Source organism: Muribaculum gordoncarteri (assembly GCF_004803695.1).
In the GTDB taxonomy this organism is placed as follows: Bacteria; Bacteroidota; Bacteroidia; order Bacteroidales; family Muribaculaceae; genus Muribaculum; species Muribaculum gordoncarteri.
This window is the reverse complement of sequence record NZ_CP039393.1, coordinates 291,073-309,865: the sequence shown is the minus strand read 5'-3', so window position 1 is coordinate 309,865 and position 18,793 is coordinate 291,073. Positions and strand designations below refer to the sequence as shown.

The following is an 18,793-nucleotide window of genomic DNA, read 5'->3' as shown; positions in this document are numbered from 1 at the left end:
TCGGCTTCATTAACTATAAAGCCTGTCTGGCCACATCAGACAGGCTGATTTTTAACCTCTAAAACCCAACCTGCAATGTCATCAAAACTTTGGGAAAAATCGGTCACCGTAGACCATGATGTAGAGTCATATACCGTAGGACGCGACCGCGAGATGGATCTGTATCTCGCTCCTTACGATGTGCTCGGATCTCTGGTCCACATAACAATGCTTCAGTCAATAGGCTTGTTGACCAAGCCTGAATTGGAAACCCTGACCGCCGAACTGCGTAACATCTACAAAGTCATCGAACAAGGCGACTTCAAGATTGAGGACGACATCGAGGATGTGCATTCGCAGGTTGAACTGATGCTCACGCGCAAACTCGGCGACATAGGCAAGAAAATTCATTCGGGCCGCTCTCGCAACGACCAAGTGCTCGTTGACCTGAAGCTATACATCCGTTCACGCATCGAGGATGTCACAAAGGCCATGACCGGGCTATTTAACGTGCTGATCGAGCAAAGCGAACGCTACAAGGATGTATTAATGCCCGGTTACACGCATCTGCAGGTGGCGATGCCCTCATCGTTCGGACTTTGGTTCGGAGCCTATGCCGAATCACTCGTCGACGACCTAACGGTGCTTCGTGCCGCCTATTCGGTGACCAACCGAAATCCTCTCGGTTCGGCTGCCGGCTACGGTTCGTCATTCCCCCTCAACCGCACGATGACCACACGCCTGCTCGGATTTGACTCGATGGACTACAATGTCGTATATGCCCAGATGGGACGAGGCAAGACTGAACGTGTCGTAGCACAGGCTCTCGGAGGCATTGCCGCCACAATTGCCAAGCTCTCATTTGACGCCTGCATGTTCAACTCCCAGAACTTCGGGTTCATAAAGCTGCCCGATGAATACACGACAGGCTCGTCGATCATGCCCCACAAGAAGAATCCCGATGTATTTGAACTCACAAGGGCCAAATGCAACAAGCTGCAAGCACTGCCCTATGAGATAACGCTGATCACCAACAATCTGCCTTCAGGATATTTCCGCGACCTGCAGTTGATAAAGGAGAACTTCCTGCCGGCATTTGACTCGCTCATTGAGATAATATCGATGGTTACGCAGATGCTGTCGGAGGTCAAGGTGAACACTGAAATCCTCAAAGATTCGCGCTACAGCCTCATGTTCTCGGTTGAGGAAGTGAATCGCCTCACGCTGGAGGGCGTGCCGTTCCGTGACGCCTACAAGCAGGTGGGACTCGCCATTGAGCGCGGAGAGTTTGTACCTCCTACCGAGGTACACCACACCCACGAAGGTTCGATAGGCAATCTTTACAATGACGCGGTCAAGGCACTCTACGACAAAGTGCTGTCGCAATTTGACTTCACAACTTATCACAACGCCTTAAACTCGCTCCTCGGAAGATAAATATGCTCCGATATATATCAGTGATTGTCGCCATGTTTGCGTTGTTGTCATGCTCCGATGTCAATGACGACCGCATTCCTGTAACGGCTGTAAATATCGACCTCGGCAATCAAGGATATTGGGACACATACGGCGTACACACCGTGGGACAATTCCGTTACTTCATCAAGTCGGAAAAACAGCCTGCCGATTTTCCTTACACGGCCATGACTTACACGGGATTTGGCGGAATCCTGTTGGTGACCGACATGAGCGGCTCTCCCCTTGCCTACGACCTCGCCTGTCCGGTAGAATGTACTCCTAATGTGCGTGTAGTTTTCGACACATCGACACTACAAGCCGTTTGTCACAAATGCGGCTCACGCTACGATGTGTGCGAGTTCAACGGAAGTCCGCTGTCGGGTCCGGCACACGAGCATAAATACGGGCTTCGCCGCTATCGCGCGGTGCGCGCTTCAGCCGGCGGCTACACTATCGTCTTCTGAAATTAAATACGCAATTTGCGTAATCCAAAATTACTTACTATCTTTGTCGCGCCGTAAGCTGCCTGAATGGTGGAATGGTAGACACGAGGGACTTAAAATCCCTTGGCCATTACGGCTGTGTGGGTTCGAGTCCCACTTCAGGTACCCGAGGGGTCGCAGAAATGCGACCCCTCTTTTTTGTGCCTGTATCCTACTATCTATTGATGTAGTACATGACGCAACTCGGGATGAACTGCAACAAGTTCCGAAATCATCGCCTGTGTCCCTGCCTCAAAACCGTCCACGGCTTCGGTGGTTGCCGAAATGTGACGGTGTTTCAAGCGGCGTGACAGTTTAAGACACTGCTGCTCGAGGTCACGCGTGTCATCGGTCATGAATGAACGGCGGAACACATCGTATATGTAATCAACCGCAACATCCGAGGGATGAGTCATGTCGGCGGTGTAAAAGCGATAGTCACGCAAGTCGTCCATCATTATTTCATAGGCGGGGAAATAGACCACCGATTCAGGCATTTCACGCGCCAGCGCATCCACTCCGAGCAACAATGTAGACTTGCTTATCTGATTGCCGTGCGCTCCGTTGGCAAGATGGCGTATGGGGCTTACGGTAAATACAACCTTCATTCCGGGGTAACGCGCGGTTATCTCTTTTACCATCTTGCGCCACAATCCGGTTATCTTATCGGCCGGAAGCATTTCGCGTGAAAACATAGTCGCCGGCATTTTATGGCAATTGGCAACCACTCGATGATTTTCGCGCAATCTGAACAGGTAGGCCGTGCCGAATGTCACGATAATCGCCGATGCATTCGACAACGCCTTGCGGGCCCTGTCGGCCGACTCGTTGATTGATTCAAGCACTTGGTCAGGGTCGGTACCCGAAAATCTTGAATGATGCGAAAAACTGTGCCACACTCCTTCGTGCTGAAACAGATCATCAATCGTATAGTCACGGTCGTAGAGCAGATCGAGCACGGCATTGGCTATGCTTGCCGGATTATACAATGTACCGCATGGGTTGACAATGCAATCAAAAAGGCCGTCGCAAAGGCGCTGCCCCACGTTATCGCTGAAGCAGGAACCGAGCATGACCACCGGGTGGGAATGATCGATCAATCCCTGCTGATTCTCAAGCGGTTGTACTATAGTGCGGAATTCACTCATAATCAATACATTTTATAGTCTATGGATAATACTTGAAATTCGGTTCGTCTATTTATTTGGTCGGCTATCTCTTGATTCGCCTCATCAAGTCGTCCGATATACTCTTCATCGAGTACATCACCTTCGGCAAATTGAGGATAGAGGCGGTGCAGGCGTCGTGTCACGCGTTTAGGTTGCGATTCACCGTAACCTACAGGCTTCAGGCGCTCTTTGTCGATTCCTGACGCTATGAGGTAATCTATCACCGACTGAGCACGACGCTGCGAAAGTGCGACATTATACTCTTCCGAGCCTTTGCGGTCGGTGTGTGCTGCAAGTTCAATCGTTACATTGGGATTGTCGTGCAACACCTGCGCCAACGAATCAAGAGCCTGCCGCGACTCGGGACGCAATGTCGCCTTGTCAAAATCGTAGAATATATTGTCGATGACATTGGGTCGGGTAAGCGATGCAAGCATGAAATCCACGGCATATTCGGCATCCTCTTCAGCGTCATCGGAGATGAACTCCTGCTTTGCGTTAAGATAGCCCGGAGCAGTCGCGAGCATCACGTAACGCACCCCGCGCTGCAACGGCAGTGAAAACGAACCGTCGTTACGCGCCACTGCTTTGCGGTTGGTGCCGTCGTCACCCACTATCCTCACAACAGCGCCCCCTATAGGCTCCTCATCGCGGTCGGTGACATGGCCGCCGATGGATATGCGTAAATCGGGCAACACAAATGAGTATATGTGGTCGTAACCCCGACGGTCACCGCGATTGCTGCTGAAAAAGCCGCTCTCACCCTCACCAAACGTTATCGCGAAGTCATCGCCGGCCGAGTTCACAGGCTTTCCCATGTTGACAACGTTCCATGCACCCGAAGGCAACAACCGGGCGCAATATATGTCAAGGCCTCCGTAACCGGGATGACCGTTGCTTGCAAAGTAGAGCAGGCTGTCGTCACGCACTGTGGGAAACATCTCATCGCCGGCGGTGTTGATCAACGGGCCGAGATTCTCAGGTCTTGCACCGTCACGGTCAATCCTCATGCGCCATATATCCTTGCCTCCGTAACCTCCGCGACGGTCAGAGGTGAAGTAGAGCCACTTTCCGTCGGGCGACGGTGACGGATGTCCGTAACTCGCCACCGAGTCATCATCTATTTCCAATCTCACGGGGCGGCTCCATTGTGCGTCACTTCGCCTGGAAGTGTATATGCCTACAGCGGTGTCACGGTTCATGTCACGCTTCGCTACAGTGAGATACATCGTCATGCCGTCGGGCAACAACGCGGCTATGCCCTCGTCATGCTCGCTGTTTACATCGCCCTCGAGAGGCTCGGGGCGCATCCAGTCGCCCTGTTCATTGCGGCGTGACATCCACAGGTCGGAGTTTTTCATGCCCGTTATCTCACTTCGCGCATCGCCGTTGACGCGCTCGTTGGTAGTGGTGATATAGAGTATGTCACGCACCGGGTCAAGAAACGGGGCGAAGTCGGAACGATTGGAATTGAACAGCTTGGGGTTCTTTACCACATAACGTGACGCAACCGACCGTGTCGACAAAGCGTGACGACACCCGGCGATGCCGTTCTCGGCCATCTTGGCGTCACGTGGTGAAGTGGCAAGATAGTCGTTGTAAGCCTCAATGGCTTTGGTGTATTCACCCTCGGCCTGCAAGGCGCGCCCCAAGTAGAGTGACGCGGTAGAATCGCTGTAACCGTAACGGATGGCATTGCGAAATGCCTGTGACGCATTAGCCATGCGGTTTATACGGAAGGAACACTCCCCCATCTTGAATGCCACCTCGCCCCTGAGAGCGCGTTGCTCTTTCTTGGCGAGGCTGTTGTAGACCTTGCGATAAGCACGTGACGCATCGTAATACTCGCCGCGTGACATCATCATGTCGGCCTCGGCAAGCCGCGACACACCACACCCGCCGAGCATCACCGCAATAGCGATACCCGCGAGCCAACCGGTCAACAGTGTAATGCGCATTCCTGCCATAATTATATAATGGCTATATAATCCAATTATATCACAAATTTAGGTATATTTGTCGGTAAAACAATCTGACGCATGAAAATTATCATCGCACCCGATTCTTTCAAGGGTTCGCTCACTTCAACCGAAGCGGCTCACGCAATAGCCTGCGGAGTACGTGACGCAGCTCCCCACGCAACATTGGTCGAGATACCTCTTGCCGACGGAGGCGAAGGGAGCGTAGAGGCCGTAGCCGAGAGGCTTGACGCACAAATCGTCACCATCGACACCGTGAACCCACTGATGAAGAAAATGACGGCAAAATACGCAATCGCGGAAACCGCCGAGGGCAAAACCGCCATAATAGAAACCGCTGCCGCAAGCGGGCTGAACACAGTGTCACGCGACGAGCGTGACATAATGGCCTCGTCGACATTCGGCACGGGATTAATAATCGCCGATGCCTTCAGCCGCGGATGCCGCAACTTCATCATAGGGCTTGGAGGCAGTGCAACCAACGATGCCGGCCTTGGAATACTCGCAGCTCTCGGCTACAGGCACCTCGATCGTAACGGCAAAACTCTTACGCCATCGGGTGCGTCACTATCCGAATTGGCCCACATAGTCGCGTCACGTGACGCTGACGCATTGCGTGACTGCAGGTTCACGCTGATGTGCGATGTCGACAACCCGCTTTACGGTGAATCGGGAGCCGCATTCACATTTGCGGCTCAAAAAGGTGCGTCACCTCAACAGATCGAGCAACTCGACCTCGGGTTACGTAACTGGTCACGCTGCGTAACGCGTGACTTAGGCATCGATGTAGCCGACTTGCCGGGAGCAGGTGCCGCAGGAGGATTGGGAGCCATGTTTGCCGCATTTTTCAACGCCGAAATGCGCTCGGGCATAGAGATGGTGCTCGACCTTGCGGGATTTGACGACGAACTGCGTGACGCCGACCTCGTAATAACCGGCGAAGGGCACATGGACGCGCAGACACTTCACGGCAAAGTCCCGATGGGGGTGTTGCGTCACGCTCGCCGTGCCGCAGTACCGGTCATTGCGCTAAGCGGCGCGATCGACCACTGTGAAGAGTTCGACCGCGCCGGTATGTCGGGAGTATTTTCAATTCAGCCCTCGCCAGTTTCACTCGACGAGGCGATGCAACGCGAAACAGCGTCACGCAACCTGCGCAGCACCGCCACGCAGATAATGCAGCTTATAAAGGCGTTTACTTGTAAGTGATGTCACTCCATGCAGGAGGATTCACGTTAAGCAGGTTGCGCACAAAGAAGTCGTAACGCTTGTGTTCGCCGAAGTCCTCGCCCATGGTGTGGTGAGCACCGGGAACGACAACGAGCTCAAAGTCCTTGTTGGCCTTGATGAGCGCATTGACCACCTGCATTGTCGACGCAGGATCGACATTGTCGTCGAGTTCGCCAACGACAAGCATGAGCGGACGGCGAAGCAGATGCGCATTCTCGACATTGGAACCCTCCTTGTACTGGTCGCCCACGGGATAACCGAGCCAAAGCTCATTCCACCATATCTTGTCCATGCGGTTGTCATGACAGCCGCATGCCGAATAGGCAGCCTTGTAGAAATCGGGATAGAGCAGCAACGCATTGGTCGACTCCTGTCCGCCGGCCGAGCAGCCGTATATGCCCACCCTGTCGATGTCCATGTAGGGATATTTCTCGGCAGCGGCCTTAATCCACGCCATGTGGTCGGGAAGTCCGGCATCCTTGAGATTCTTGTAGCACACGTTCTCAAATTCGCGCGAGCGGAACGATGTACCCATTCCGTCGACCATCACCACGATAAATCCGAGTTCGGCGATGGATGTCATGTACCAGTCATAGGGGCGGAACGCCTTGGGGACATACTGGTCGCCGGGGCCCTGATAGATGTATTCGATGATGGGATATTTCTTTGACGGGTCGAAGTTGGTAGGTCGCACGATAAGTCCCCACATCGGGGTCTTTCCGTCGCGTCCGGGAGCGGTGAACACCTCAGGCGCCTTCCATCCGTTCTCCTTAAGTCGGGTTATGTCGGCTGTTTCAAGCGGCATCACCTCCGAGCCGTCGGCAGCGTTACGCAGCACAGCCACCGGAGCGTCAGCCACAGTAGAGTAGACATCGACCAGGTATTTCATGTCACGCGAGAATCCCGCCTTGTGGGTACCTTTGGCCGGAGTCAGGTCGGTGAGGTTATTGCCGTCGAAGTCGATCGAATAGTAACGGATGAAATAGGGATCCTCGTCGGTGTTAACTCCGTTGGCCGAAAAGTAGATGCGGCCGTTGGCCTCGTCGACTTTCAGCACATCACGCACATACCACTCCCCACGTGTAATCTGATGGGTGGGGCGTGCAGCGTCACGGTCATACATATAGAGGTGATTCCAGTTGTCACGCTCGCTCATCCATATCATACGCTTGCCGTCGGCCAGGTCGTGACGGAAGCGACGCGGATAGTTGACATACTTGTCGCTCGTTTCCTCGACAATGGGGCGCACGCGGCCGGTTTCGGCCGACAGTTCGAGCACGCGATACACCTTGTGTCCGCGCTGGTTGTACTCAAATGTCACGGCCTTGCTGTCGTCGTTCCATTCAGGGCCGAACAGGTCGTATTGCGAATCAAACAGCTCCGTGTCGGGGATAACGGCCTTGCCGCTCTCGACATCGAAGATGCACGGCACCTTAAACGGCAGTTCATCGCCGGGCTTGGCATACTCCTGCTTGTGTAGCTTGGGCTGAAGCTGATCAGCAGGCGACGACTCGACATAGTAGACATAACGCTTCTCCACGGGGCGTATTTTCATGGCGGCAACCTTCTTGCTGTCGGGCGACCAACGGATGTAGGATGAATAGTAGTTGCCCAGCGTTCCGTCGAGGCTCAACTGCTTCTCGGCGCCGGTGGCACGGTCACGCACATACACGTTGTCGTTCTTTATATAAGCCTCCTTGGTGCCGTCGGGCGACGCAATAGGCCCGGCACCCTTCTCGTCGTCGACCTCCATCCAGTGTCGCTGCGGTCCGCGCGGAGGCACTTCGCCACGGTCGGTGAGCACGCCCTTCTTGGCGGCATAGCTCCAATAACGGTTGTTCCAAATAAAGTCGACGGTGTCGGCCTTGGCTCCGTTGGGACGCACTGCGTTAAGATAGAGAGCATCGGCCTTCACCTCCTTGCCGCTCTTATCGGCAAGAGCGGCTGCAAGCTTCTTGTGGTCAAACAGGTCGCGACGCGACTTCTTGTCGGCATCGACCAGCGTGTATATGCGTCCCTCGGGGGTTTCACGCACATACCAGAAGCTGTGACTGTCGCCTATCCACGAAGGGGTGACATTGGAGTAGTAGACATGCTTGGCATTGAATTTTTCGCGCAGCGAATAGGCCCGGTTGTAGTCGTCGAGAGTTCCCTGCGCCATTGCGGCCGCGGCTCCGACAAGCAGCATGGCCGAAATAGTGACAATTCGGATTATTTTCATGTGATAATAATTTTTGGCGTTGCAAATTAATGAATTTTTCGTCAATGTGGAAGTCAATATTGTACATATATGTGAAAAAATAGTCCATGACATGCAAATCAAAGGCAAAAAAAGCCTACCCTAACGCAAAATTCCATACCTTTGCATTCATGAAGGGTAAATCAACTAAATCACGCGCAATAATAGCTTTGATGTGGTCGGCATTTGCAATACTTGTCGCCGCTGTATTCATATTTTTCTTCTGCGTATATAACGGAATAATCGGCTACATGCCTCCGGTCGAGGAGCTGAAGAATCCCAAGGACCGATTTGCCTCGGTGGTTTACTCGGCCGACGGTGAGGAGCTGGGCCGCTATTTCAGCAACACGGGCAACCGCGTCTATGTCGACATCGACGACATATCGCAGAACGTAATCAACGCACTCATCGCTACCGAGGACTCGCGATTTGAGGATCACTCGGGAATCGACCTTAAGGCTCTCGGCCGAGTGATGGTGAAGACCATCTTCATGGGACAGAAGAATGCGGGCGGCGGCTCGACCATAACCCAGCAGCTTGCCAAGCAGCTCTACTCGCCGTCGAGCGAGGGATTGTTCCAGCGCGCCCTGCAGAAACCCATCGAGTGGATGATAGCCGTGAAGCTCGAGCGCTTCTACTCCAAGGACGAGATCATAAAGATGTATCTCAACCAGTTTGACTTCCTCTACAACGCCGTAGGCATCAAGTCGGCGGCCTACGTGTACTTCGGCAAGGATCCCAAGGACCTCACCGTCGAGGAGGCTGCCACGCTTGTGGGAATGGTGAAGAATCCGTCATACTACAACCCGGTGCGCAAGCCCGAGCGCGTGCGCGAACGCCGCAACGTGGTGCTGGAGCAGATGTACAAGGAGGACATGCTGTCGCGCGAAGAGCTCGACTCGCTGAAGCAACTGCCGCTGAAGCTCGACTTCCACCGCGTCGACCACAAGGAGGGCCCTGCCCCCTACTTCCGCGAGGAGCTGCGCAGAATCCTGCGTGCCAAGAAGCCCGAACGCAGCGCCTACCGAGGATGGGAGAAGCAGAAGTTTATCGACGACTCAATTGCATGGGAAACCAACCCGCTCTTCGGCTGGATCGAAAAGAACCCCAAGCCCGACGGAACAAAATATGACATCTACAACGACGGCCTCAAGATATACACCACAATCGACTCGCGCATGCAGCGATATGCCGAAAACGCCGTCAACACCCACCTGAGCCGCACACTGCAGCCGGCATTCTTCCGCGAAAAGCGCAATGTAAAGGGCGCACCCTACACCACCAACCGCGAGGAGTTGTCGTCATCGCAGCTCGCCGCTCTCATCGACCACTCGATGAAGCAGAGCGACCGTTACATCATGATGAAAAAGGCCGGATGCAGCGAGAGTGAAATCAAGACGGCATTCAACACGCCTGTCGACATGAAGGTGTTTACCTACGCGGGAGTAATCGACACGACGCTCACTCCCATGGACTCGATTCTCTACAACAAGCACTTCCTGCGCTCGGGATTCATGTCGATGGACCCCATGACGGGACATGTGAAGGCTTACGTGGGAGGCCCCGACTTCCGATTCTTCCAATATGACATGGTGTCGACCGGACGCCGTCAGATAGGTTCGACAATAAAACCGTTTCTCTACACCTACGCCATGGAGGAGGGCTACACCCCATGTGACGAGTTCCTGAACGAACAGCCCACCATTTACGACGAGAACGGCAATCCATGGTCACCGCGTAACGCCGGCAGCGCCCGTGTGGGCGAAATGGTCGACATACGCTGGGCGCTTACCAACTCCAACAACTGGATCTCGGCCCGACTGATGAGCCAGCTCTCGCCCGCCACACTTGTGCGCAACATGCACAACTTCGGCATCACCAACCATCTCGACCCGGTGGTGTCGCTGTGTCTCGGCCCGTGCGATGTGTCGGTCAAGGAGATGGTTACGGCCTACTCGGCGTTTGCCAACAACGGAATGCGCGTCGACCCCCTATTCGTGACCGCGATAGCCGACAACAACGGCAACATCATATCGGAGTTTACCCCGCGTCACACCGAGGTCATCAGCCGCGAAGCCTATTACAAGATTCTGTCGATTCTGCTCAACGTGGTCGACGGCGGTACGGGTAACCGCCTGCGCCGCCCGCCCTACAACCTGACAGCTCAGATGGGCGGCAAGACCGGTACAACCAACTCCAACTCCGACGGATGGTTCATGGGCTTCACCCCGCGCCTCGTGTCGGGAGTGTGGGTAGGCGGCGAAGAGCGCTATATCCACTTCAACGGCATGGCCATGGGTCAGGGCGCTTCAATGGCCCTGCCTATCTACGGACTATACATGAAGCAGGTCTACGCCGACCCGTCACTACCCTATAGCCAGGACACAAAGTTTGAGTTCCCGGCCGACATCGACCTCTGCCACAAAGAGTACTTCGGCGAGTATGTCGACGAGAGCGGCACCGAGGAGAGCATCGAGGGCGTATTTGATTGACGCACATCGTCAACACGACACATAACCGGCGGTCGGATGCACCCAGCATCCGGCCGCCGATACTTTTTAACACATGTACCCTGTACCCTATACCCGTGCTGCGGACGCCTAACGGCGGCCTTGCGCGGGCCTAACGTTATTAAGCTGCTCTGCAGCTTTGGCGCTAACGCGGGGGTCTGATGGTGCGGGGGTTTGCGCCCGGCGCTGACGCGGGGCGTGGTGAAGCGTTAGCGGCACCCGGGGCGAGGGTGAGCGTCATCCAGGGCGAGGGTGAGCGTCAGCGTCACCCGTGGATGGGAGATACATGCCAAGGTGCTACCCCTTGCGGGTTGCATATCGCGAGCGTGGAGGTGTGCCCGGGGTATGCGGGGATAAAAAAACTGTGCCAATTTTTAGTTGGCACAGCACATATATCGGAAAGGTATATTATTTAATCAACACATCGAATAAACAATGCATTTGAATCATTCATCAGATCAGCAAGCCATCCTCCAGTAAATACATTAGCATAAGTAATCGGGAAAAAGTCGAATGTAAAATAATTAAAATCCCACCCATTCGTATAATTTTTACCCTTGGTGGCTTCGGTGTCGGCATCAAAAGAATAATATAAGTTCCCTTCAGTAGAGGATTGTTCTTGTGTTACAAGAACAGGTGTATTAATCCAATAAACACCGCCTGGCCTACGATATAAATCATAAAATAACGGTCGACATTCAACACTCCTTGCAAAAGTCGCATGTTCCGGATAATAATTTACTCGAGCTGATGAATACCTTAACATACCTGATTCACTGGACTTACGATTACCATAACCCGATGCACCTATTGGGAAAAATACATTGACTCCACTATATTCTCCGGTTTCTGACTTATTATAAACAAAGCATCCTCTCATGCCACATGAAGCTTTATCAGCACGATAGTATCCATAGCCATAGGCAACATCAATATTCGTAGCAGTTCCAGTAGCTCCATCACCATATAGGACACCGTAACCTTGCTCAATGGACTCGTTTTGGTACAATTGGGCATAATCATCCAAATCAGCTATTCTCCCGGGACCTTGATAATTAAAAGTTGCTATTTTATAGTCCTTTTCAGATGTAATCTCACTCCATGCTTTGCTTGTTCCATCAACAAGCGTTAGATTTCCCGGAGCTTTAAAATCGCCGGGAGCCGGAATTTTACCATAATTAAGATCTGACTGATTACTTTCAGCATCTATAGGTTCGTCAAGATTTCCCCATTTAAACAATGAACCTTCATCGAGGGGAGATTCAGCTTCGGCAGTTGCCGTTCTAAGATTTTTAGCGTGCCATTTAGCACCACCGCTAAGCAATGCCGTCGGAGCATCGCCTTGACGGATAAATATGAGGTGATAGCATGAGTAGTTATGGTACTCAACCCTGACTATGGCAAACTTTGATTGTCCGGCAGGAGTAGTGTTATTGAAGTGGATATTGAATGCGATGTCGGAACCGGTGTCACCACCCACAGCTCCGTCTTCCTCACCACTCAAAGCAGTAGCTCCATTAAGAGTTACCAAACCTCGATCTCCAACAACAACATAAGCCTTCCACTTACCTTCAGAAGCAAGATTAGTAAACTCGGTCGATTCCTCACCTTCCTGAACTTTAAGCTCGACCTTAAAGTCGGGATTAGTAGTGTTTACATCACGATAGACACCCTTTGGATTAACGATACGGCGAACCTGACGAATCTCAACCTCCTCACTTATAGGATCAGCCAATCCGGAGAGCTTAACCGATACCTTGACACGAGCCGTACGCTGATAAGCCACGTATGGATTATTACCTGTATATCCTGTGGCTTTTATCATCTGCTTAGCACGAGTGTATAAAGGTATTTCCAAATTTATCTGATTAGGGTCATCATTTTCAGGCAATACATTATATTTATCATCTGACTCACTCCCTTCAGTTGTATAGCTATTATCAAAACCGAAATTTTCATAAATACGCTCACCTCTTTTAGGAGCTTTTTCATAAAATGTTTTATTGCCACCAGTAACATCAGTGCTAATCAATCGAGTGTCGGTAGTTTTATGCAATGACAGGAAACCATTGTATTTATATTTCGTACCATCGGCAACTGGATTTTTAACAGAACCGCCGTAATATATAGATCCATCATTAGGAGCCCCATCAGGTTTCCAATTATTTTCTATAATATCAGCCCGCATCCAATCAACCTTACGACCACCCGTATTAATTTTGACAGGAAGCATAGTGCTATGATTGTATAGATAGGAGATATAGAATCTTTCAGGAAGCTCAATACCGGGCTTATCCTCCTTGTATTCTATGTGCCAATCGACATCATTGGCGTTACCATTAAACTTAAGAGTAAGCTTGTAGTGATGATTTCGTTCAGCATTATAATCGGTGGTGACATCCTTGCCAAGCATAAAACGATATTTGATATCGCCTCGACTTACATGTCCGGCATTAATCTGCACATAATAAGCCTCAACTTCTATATAGGTACCGTAAGGCTTATCATCCTTAAGGACATACTTCTCATCACCGGGCAAACCGGGAGCATCGAGAATGTTGTTGCCATCGGCATCCTGACGCTTGTCCTTGCCCTTACCTTGCATATTCTCATAGAAGAAGAGAGCATCAGACTTTTCAGCATGGTCGCTACCGAATGTAGAAGTTTCACCTCCACGTGTCAATCGTGCAGGATATTTTTCATCATAAGCCGGAGGAGTGTCACCTTTGTAGTACTTAAACGACTCACCTTCAGCGATAAGGTCATCGGCTGAGGAGGGGGTGTTATCAGCGCCAAGGAAGCATGAAGCGGGGATGTCCTTTATCGTAGCATTTTTAAGGTAAACAAAGACACCGTTTTTCATGTTCTTGGCATCGTAAGCTATGGTAATCTTGGATGCAGCACGCTTAATCCAAGAGTGAATTGTGGAAACCGACTTATTCAATGTGATCGGTGCGTCAGGCTGAAATTTATCAGCTCCTACAGTATTGGTCAAAGTGAAATAACCAAACATCTCACTGTTGTTGGCTATTGCGGTTTTGTCCCACGTGAGCTTAATGTTTTTCAACTTTTCCACAGTGGAAACATCCTTTCCCGTCAAATCATAATTGGCTACGGCATAGATATAGTATCGGCCCATAGGCAATTTAAACTTGAATGTGGCACGAGGTGTCGAGCCTTCAACACCTTGCTCGGGATAACCGGGATTGTCGACTCCGTTTTTATCGGGCCAATCTTCGGGATAATTGGTGTTGGTTTCCTCTTTGTAATCAGTTAACTCATCCTTTGTGTGTGTTTCCAGTAAATTACCCTCCGTGTCATAAATCAGTATGCTCAGCGTTTTGATAGCCTTAATGGCATCGCCGGCGGCACGTGATTCAAGAGCCGGAGTGAATGACTCAAAGTTGAGGGTTGCCGAAACAAGAGTTTCGCCTTCGGGGATGACCGAATCATCGTAAAGGCGGTCGTCCTGACACGACACAAGCCCCAACAGTAAGCCGAGTACCAACGTTATATATAAGAAGTTAAATCTCATTGTTCAGTCAGTTTTCTATTCAATAATAAATGGGTTCAATCATCGGCATCAAGACCGAAATCGGGTTCAAGCGTCACACCTGCGTATGGAACCAAATCAATCTGCCAATCAAAATCGAGGTCTTCAATCTTGTTGAGCGTGATGTTGACATATACATGTGTGCCACGGGGGAGCTGCACCTCTTTCAAGTTCATTTCAGAGCTTATAAGTCCATCAAGGGTTATCGATAAAGGATAGTTCTTGGGGGCGTTGTTCTCCAAAAGCTTGCCTTCGAGGGCATAAAGGGGCTTGTCGAAGAGGAGAATCCACTCACCGTCGGTGGCGTCGGCGGCCTTTGCGGGCAGCTCCACAGCGAGGGTGCGCACGATGTCGTAGGTGGCGGCATCGGGCACTGCGTCAAATGCGGTGATGGTCTTGCCGTCCTTACCGCCCATAGTTATTCCTTTGGGCATAAGGTACATTGCAGTCGACATTCCGCCGAGGCTCAAGTCGGTAACCGTGTACTTGCGCGAGGTGTTGTTGCGCATGCGGAAGGTGAACTTCACGGCTGCGCGGTGGAGCCAAACCTCGGTGGACTGGTTGATATCCTCAGGCGTTTTGGGCTCGGTGAGCTCCACATCGGCTGTTCCGGTAATGGGGAGTCGAGTGCCTTCCATCACGGAGTGATCGGCCGAGAGGTTGAGCATTGCGCTGTAGACATCGCCGATGTTGTCGCCCTTGGCGGCCGAAAGCCAGTTGACGCCTGAGGCAAATGAGCCAAAGTCGTCCCAAGAGCCTTCGTTGCCGATGATGTAGAGCTTCTTCTTACCGGTGGTGAGCTTCACGGTTATCTCGTGGGAGAAGGTGACATAGTTGGCCTCGACAACTCCGGCTTCATTGGTGACAATGAGCCTTACGCGGTCGAGCTTCTCGAAGTCGCCTACAGGATCCTCGAGATCACCGTCGTCGCCTCCGCCGGTGTAGTCGTTATCGTCAAAACCATCGGCACGAGAGCCCTGAGTGTCGCCTGCCACACGTAGAGTGACCGTGTAGTTGATCAACTGCTGCGGGCTGACGACATCGGGCCCTTGGCCGTCGTCGGAACAAGACGGGAGAGTCATTCCGACGACGAGGGCAATCATCAGTGTGAAATAATATTTGTATCGGGTCAAAGATTTCATTCCGTCATGTCAATGTCATTCAATCTTACAATCCAGTCGTTGACGACGATGTGGGTCTTCAGCCAAGTGGCGCCGTTGCCTTCGTTGTCACCACCGGTGAGGAAGAAGAGCATCGACCACTCGCTTTCACGGTCAAGGAACTCCTGAGCCGGCATCTTGGCGTAAAGGTCGCTTTTGAGCAGGAGCAGGTAGTTGATGAGGGGAATGTTGACCACTTCACCGCCATCGGCGTGACGGGTGATGACAAGACGGGGAGCGTTTTGAGTCACGAGTCGTGACATAGACAACTCGGCATAGGCAACCTCGACATTGGAGCCGTCGGTGTTGGAACCGGCCACGGCCTGACCCCGGGTCCACGGGCGGTAGGTGATGCCACCGTCGGGGAGGGGTGCGTTGTCATGTCCGAGGAGAGTGTTGTCGTCGGTGACCTTGAAGTCAAAGTCGCGGTTGTCGACGGGCTTTCCCGAAACATGCTGGAGCAGTATGCGGAGGTTGTTAGTGTCCTTCATCATCGGCAGAGTGGCTTGAGTGTAATCGTCGCCACTTACCGTCACGTCGAGAGTACCCCAGAAAAGGGGATGCAGCGATTTTGACGACTCGCGTGAGGAGTTGATGCACCAGTCGTCCATAGCGACTCTCAGGTCGGTAATCAACGATCCTTGGTCGGGCTTGTTGACAAGCGAAAACGAGTGTTTGTCGCATGTCGTGCCGCCATAGGCTACCATTCGGTAGGAGCCTTGCGGAAGGTCGAGAATCATGCGGTAGTTCTCGTCGCGCAATGCTTCGGAAGTTTCGGATCGTTGTGCCAGATAGCGTCCGTCGGCGTCATAGATGTACAGCGTTACGCAGTCGACTTTGGCGGGGAAGGCGTTGGCCCACTCCATGTTGTAGTCGTAGACAAATCTCAGTTCCACGCCAATGCGGCAGGGATCGAGGTCGTCGTAGATTGCGTCGCTGCACGATGACATAGCGGCGGCACCGAGTGCGGCAAAGCATGCCGCACCGAGCCATCGTGACATTTTATTTCGATATTTTGAAAAATTCATATTGATTTATCAGAATTCAATGTTGTTGACGCGAACCGTCCAAGGAAGTACCTGGCAAGAAACAGTCAGGTAAACATCGCCCTTTTCATCGGGGGTGTCGGGGGTAACGGGGTCAGGATCATTGGGAGTGATGCGGGGGTGACCAAGACGCTTGATGTTGGTTACGGCAAGCTTGTAGACATTGTTGCGCACTACGCCAAACTCCATCGGGCCCATTGTTGCGGGCATATCGTTGTCGTTGTGACGGTTCCAGTAGTAATAGTAGAAGAAGTAACCTGAATTGAATTTATCGTCACTGCTTGCCTGATAGAGAGTGAATCCGGCAGCGGTAGCACCGGCACGGAATGCAGCAAGTGCAGCTTCTTCCTTGGCCTTGTCGTTCTCCTGTACGGCTGCAACAAGAGCCTGGTAGAGCTCGTTGACGCTCTTGCCACCTGCGGGAGCGACAGTAGCTGCAGTGTGAAGGGGAGAACCGGGACCGTACTCAGCGGCATGTACCATAACCTCATCGTTCCATCCTACATAAATCTGTGACTGGAACTCATAGATAATAGGATAGGTCTTTCCGTCAACAGTGTAAACGTAACCATTAACTTTTCCGTCCTTCATAGGCACGGTGTAGGTACCATTAATGGCAGTGTTCAATTTCGGGTGTTTTGTGGCAGTATTGCTACCTGACAAAAGCTTACCCTTGAATACAACACCGGTAGATATACCGTTGCGCTGATAATCTTCAACTGCGGGGATAGTGTTTTCTACAGCATAACGCCAGATTACATAATCGCCGTAAGGCTTCTTACCATCTTTAGGATTGTTCCAAGAATCATCAGTGTCTTGTTCGGCCCCGTTAAGTACGTCATCGAGAGTGTGATTATGCCACAAGTTACGCTGATTTTCATCGATTTTACCTTCGGAATTGAACATAGGATAGAAAACGTAGTTGGGGAACTCAGCAGCATGCTCGATGAGCTTTTCATTCTTTTTGAATTCAGCATCGGTGTCAACAACATAACGACCATATTCAGGACCGCCGATCATTGCGCCAGCCAAAGTTCCGTCGGTTGAGGTGTGACGAAGGAAGAAGAACTCCTTGCTGAGGTTGACAAGTGACATGCGCACGAGCTGCACCTTCATCACTTCCTTATCGGCAGTGGTTTTGCCAAGGTCGTAGGTGTTATTGCCAAGCTCACTTCCATCCTTGAAGTCGAAACGGGCGGCAGCACGCTCTACATCGATGTAATTTGTGGTCTGGTTAAGAGAATTGTCAACGCCATTCTCATTATTGCCGCAAAGGTCAAATGGAGAGTTTTCAGAAGCATAGTTGTCCCATGCAGCGAATGTTGCAGGAAGTTTACGCTTGGCAACATCATGGCTTGCCATAAGGAATGATTTCTTGGCCCATATAGCACTGTTGACATCATCCTTTATCTTATATTTTGCATCGAGCCATTCAGTAGATAAGCGAGTAGCCTTGTTAAGAACTTCAATCATTTCCTGCAGAGGATTGCAGATAACATATACATTTATTCCTTCAGAATATTCAGGAAGCAGGTTTACGTTATCTTTGTCATAGAAAGCCTGCAAATTGGAACGCGAAATAGAGGCAGTAGCCTTTACGTTGGGCTTTACTGCAGTAGAAGGATTGTTGTTGTCGTTGGTGCCAAGACCGCCTACAAGACCGTGGTCAACATACCCGCCATCGGGAGTGGCAAGAACGAGGAGGATTGTGTGTACGTTGTTTTCATAGTCCTTACCTACTTCAACACCAGCATCACTTTGACTGCCGTCACCACCGGGAATGGTTTCACTACGGCTGCCGGGAGCAGAGGGAAGCTTAACATCAACCTGAATATAAGCCTTGTCGTCTTCACTTCCGGGATAGAAATTATTGTTGCCACCCTCGGGAAGGTCTTCGCTACAAGCCACCATTGAGAAGGCGGCGAATGCGCTTACGAATAATTTGCTAAAGTGTTTCATCGTTATAATGATTCGTTAAATGATTTGAT

11 protein-coding genes and 1 tRNA gene are annotated in these 18,793 nt (G+C 51.6%); 5 read left to right on the top strand and 7 right to left on the bottom strand.

Annotated elements, in window-relative coordinates; translation table 11 throughout:
* Positions 1-75 precede the first annotated feature (75 nt).
* From argH to E7746_RS01340, 3 genes are all read left to right on the top strand, one after another.
* Positions 76-1,416: an argininosuccinate lyase gene (gene argH / locus E7746_RS01350; RefSeq protein ID WP_136409600.1), complete on the top strand. Its 1,341-nt coding sequence runs from the start codon at positions 76-78 to the stop codon at positions 1,414-1,416.
* A 2-nt stretch (positions 1,417-1,418) separates the two neighbouring features.
* The gene (locus tag E7746_RS01345) at positions 1,419-1,901 is read left to right on the top strand and encodes a hypothetical protein (RefSeq protein ID WP_123395257.1); all 483 of its coding nucleotides are present in this window, start codon (positions 1,419-1,421) and stop codon (positions 1,899-1,901) included.
* Positions 1,902-1,961: 60 nt separating this feature from the next.
* Positions 1,962-2,045, top strand: a tRNA-Leu gene (locus tag E7746_RS01340).
* Positions 2,046-2,098: 53 nt separating this feature from the next.
* On the opposite strand, the gene E7746_RS01335 is transcribed toward E7746_RS01340, so the two are convergent.
* Positions 2,099-3,067 (bottom strand): GSCFA domain-containing protein, encoded by a 969-nt coding sequence (locus E7746_RS01335; protein ID WP_136409599.1) that lies wholly within the window; start codon positions 3,065-3,067, stop codon positions 2,099-2,101.
* A gap of 2 nt (positions 3,068-3,069) precedes the next feature.
* Entirely contained in the window at positions 3,070-5,046 is a 1,977-nt protein-coding gene (gene porE / locus E7746_RS01330) for a PorE family type IX secretion system protein (RefSeq protein WP_136411277.1), read from the bottom strand.
* An 81-nt stretch (positions 5,047-5,127) separates the two neighbouring features.
* Here porE and E7746_RS01325 point away from each other — a divergent pair, with 81 nt between their 5' ends.
* Entirely contained in the window at positions 5,128-6,276 is a 1,149-nt protein-coding gene (locus E7746_RS01325; protein ID WP_136409598.1) for a glycerate kinase family protein, read from the top strand.
* Here E7746_RS01325 and E7746_RS01320 read toward each other — a convergent pair.
* Entirely contained in the window at positions 6,263-8,518 is a 2,256-nt protein-coding gene (locus E7746_RS01320; protein WP_136409597.1) for a S9 family peptidase, read from the bottom strand. The two genes, E7746_RS01325 and E7746_RS01320, sit on opposite strands and share 14 nt — an antisense overlap.
* A 149-nt stretch (positions 8,519-8,667) precedes the next feature.
* Between E7746_RS01320 and E7746_RS01315 the strand changes: the two genes are divergently transcribed.
* On the top strand, positions 8,668-11,028 hold the full coding sequence (locus E7746_RS01315) for a transglycosylase domain-containing protein (protein ID WP_370271124.1): 2,361 nt from the start codon (positions 8,668-8,670) through the stop codon (positions 11,026-11,028).
* Positions 11,029-11,458: 430 nt separating this feature from the next.
* On the opposite strand, the gene E7746_RS01310 is transcribed toward E7746_RS01315, so the two are convergent.
* Genes E7746_RS01310 through E7746_RS01295 form a run of 4 tightly spaced genes read right to left on the bottom strand, consistent with a single transcriptional unit; the run spans position 11,459 to position 18,764 of the window.
* Positions 11,459-14,581: a DUF4906 domain-containing protein gene (locus E7746_RS01310; RefSeq protein ID WP_136409596.1), complete on the bottom strand. Its 3,123-nt coding sequence runs from the start codon at positions 14,579-14,581 to the stop codon at positions 11,459-11,461.
* Between the two features lie 35 nt (positions 14,582-14,616).
* The gene (locus tag E7746_RS01305) at positions 14,617-15,741 is read right to left on the bottom strand and encodes a hypothetical protein (protein WP_136409595.1); all 1,125 of its coding nucleotides are present in this window, start codon (positions 15,739-15,741) and stop codon (positions 14,617-14,619) included.
* Positions 15,738-16,760, bottom strand: a complete 1,023-nt coding sequence (locus E7746_RS01300; protein WP_238337287.1) for a FimB/Mfa2 family fimbrial subunit — start codon at positions 16,758-16,760, stop codon at positions 15,738-15,740. Before E7746_RS01300 ends, E7746_RS01305 begins: the two co-directional genes overlap by 4 nt.
* 36 nt (positions 16,761-16,796) lie before the next feature.
* Entirely contained in the window at positions 16,797-18,764 is a 1,968-nt protein-coding gene (locus E7746_RS01295) for an Mfa1 family fimbria major subunit (RefSeq protein ID WP_202877163.1), read from the bottom strand.
* Between the last annotated feature and the right edge of the window lie 29 nt (positions 18,765-18,793).

What these genes read in the sequence shown, in the direction of transcription:
- argH (WP_136409600.1), top strand. Translation starts at nt 76, where the DNA reads ATGTCATCAAAACTTTGGGAAAAATCGGTCACCGTAGACCATGATGTA.
- E7746_RS01345 (WP_123395257.1), top strand. Translation starts at nt 1,419, where the DNA reads ATGCTCCGATATATATCAGTGATTGTCGCCATGTTTGCGTTGTTGTCA.
- E7746_RS01335 (WP_136409599.1), bottom strand. Translation starts at nt 3,067, where the DNA reads ATGAGTGAATTCCGCACTATAGTACAACCGCTTGAGAATCAGCAGGGA.
- porE (WP_136411277.1), bottom strand. Translation starts at nt 5,046, where the DNA reads ATGCGCATTACACTGTTGACCGGTTGGCTCGCGGGTATCGCTATTGCG.
- E7746_RS01325 (WP_136409598.1), top strand. Translation starts at nt 5,128, where the DNA reads ATGAAAATTATCATCGCACCCGATTCTTTCAAGGGTTCGCTCACTTCA.
- E7746_RS01320 (WP_136409597.1), bottom strand. Translation starts at nt 8,518, where the DNA reads ATGAAAATAATCCGAATTGTCACTATTTCGGCCATGCTGCTTGTCGGA.
- E7746_RS01315 (WP_370271124.1), top strand. Translation starts at nt 8,668, where the DNA reads ATGAAGGGTAAATCAACTAAATCACGCGCAATAATAGCTTTGATGTGG.
- E7746_RS01310 (WP_136409596.1), bottom strand. Translation starts at nt 14,581, where the DNA reads ATGAGATTTAACTTCTTATATATAACGTTGGTACTCGGCTTACTGTTG.
- E7746_RS01305 (WP_136409595.1), bottom strand. Translation starts at nt 15,741, where the DNA reads ATGAAATCTTTGACCCGATACAAATATTATTTCACACTGATGATTGCC.
- E7746_RS01300 (WP_238337287.1), bottom strand. Translation starts at nt 16,760, where the DNA reads ATGTCACGATGGCTCGGTGCGGCATGCTTTGCCGCACTCGGTGCCGCC.
- E7746_RS01295 (WP_202877163.1), bottom strand. Translation starts at nt 18,764, where the DNA reads ATGAAACACTTTAGCAAATTATTCGTAAGCGCATTCGCCGCCTTCTCA.